General features: G+C 63.4%; 2 protein-coding genes. Both read right to left on the reverse strand.

Features of this window, described 5'->3' with window-relative positions:
- Nucleotides 1–438: MBL fold metallo-hydrolase (locus EOA36_RS35715; protein WP_189553556.1), on the reverse strand; the 438-nt coding region annotated here is incomplete at its 3' end.
- 11 nt (nucleotides 439–449) lie between these two features.
- The coding region (locus tag EOA36_RS35720) for a homogentisate 1,2-dioxygenase domain-containing protein (protein ID WP_127281260.1) at nucleotides 450–1,232 on the reverse strand (783 nt) is incomplete at its 5' end.

Below are 1,232 nucleotides of genomic sequence, written 5' to 3' on the forward strand. Positions count from 1 at the left end.
CACCTTCAGGCCGCGCTGCTCGACCACATGGCCTTCGCCGAATTCTTCGACAGAAACCAGCTCGCGAATATCAGGCCGGCCCTCGTCGACGATGCGGATTTCGATGTCGAATTCCATCGCCTGACAAAAGCGCCGCCAGTAATGGCCGGTGCCGGGCGGGCCGAACAGGCTGACCGGCGTCGCCAATCCGGCCGTCCAGGCGGTGTGGATCAGCGGACCCAGTTCCAGCACATGGTCGGAATGCAGATGCGTGATGAAGATCAGGTCGAGCGCCTTCAGGCTGACACCGGCATCGACAAGGCCGCGCGTGACGCCGAGCCCGCAATCGACGACGATGGCCCGCCCGCCGATCTCGAGCAGCGACGAACTCGGCCACGGCCCGCCCGGCCGTAGCGCAGGGCCGCCTTTGGAGCCCAACAGCACCAGCCGATCCGGCATTGAATTACCGCTCAAGACCAGTCGCCCTCGGGCGTGCCGTTGAAGCGCTTCTTCAGGTCGGCCCAGCAGTCGATATAATTGTCCTGCCGGGTTTCCAGTTCGGCACCGTATCGGGTCAGCATCTGCGGATAGCGGGTCTCGAACATGAAGGCCATGGTGTTGTCGAGCTTGACCGGTCTCAGGTCCGCGCGCGAGGCCTTTTCGAAGCCAGGCGCATCCGGGCCGTGGGCCAGCATCAGATTGTGCAGGCTTATGCCGCCGGGAACGAAGCCTTCCTCCTTGGCATCGTACTGGCCGTGGATCAGACCCATGAACTCGCTCATGATGTTGCGGTGATACCAGGGCGGCCGAAACGTATCTTCCGCCACCAGCCAGCGCGGCGGGAAGATGACGAAATCGATATTGGCCGTGCCCTCCTCGCCGCTCGGCGCGGTCAGCACGGTGAAGATCGATGGATCGGGATGGTCGAACAGCAGCGCGCCGACCGGCGAAAACGTCGCCAGATCATATTTGTAGGGGGCGTAGTTGCCGTGCCAAGCCACCACGTCGAGCGGCGAATGGCCGATCTCGGTGACATGGAAATTGCCGCACCATTTCGCGATCAGCCGGCACGGCGTCTCCTTCTCCTCGAACCAGGCGCAGGGCGTCTTGAAGTCGCGCGGGTTGGCCAGGCAATTGGCGCCGATGGGGCCGCGGTTAGGCAGTGTCAGCTTGGCGCCGTAATTCTCGCATACATAGCCGCGCACTTCGGTGTCGGCCAGTTCGACCTTGAAGACGAGGCCACGTGGCAGCAC

Origin of the sequence: Mesorhizobium sp. M8A.F.Ca.ET.021.01.1.1 (assembly GCF_003998025.1) — a bacterium.
GTDB lineage: Bacteria > Pseudomonadota > Alphaproteobacteria > Rhizobiales > Rhizobiaceae > Mesorhizobium.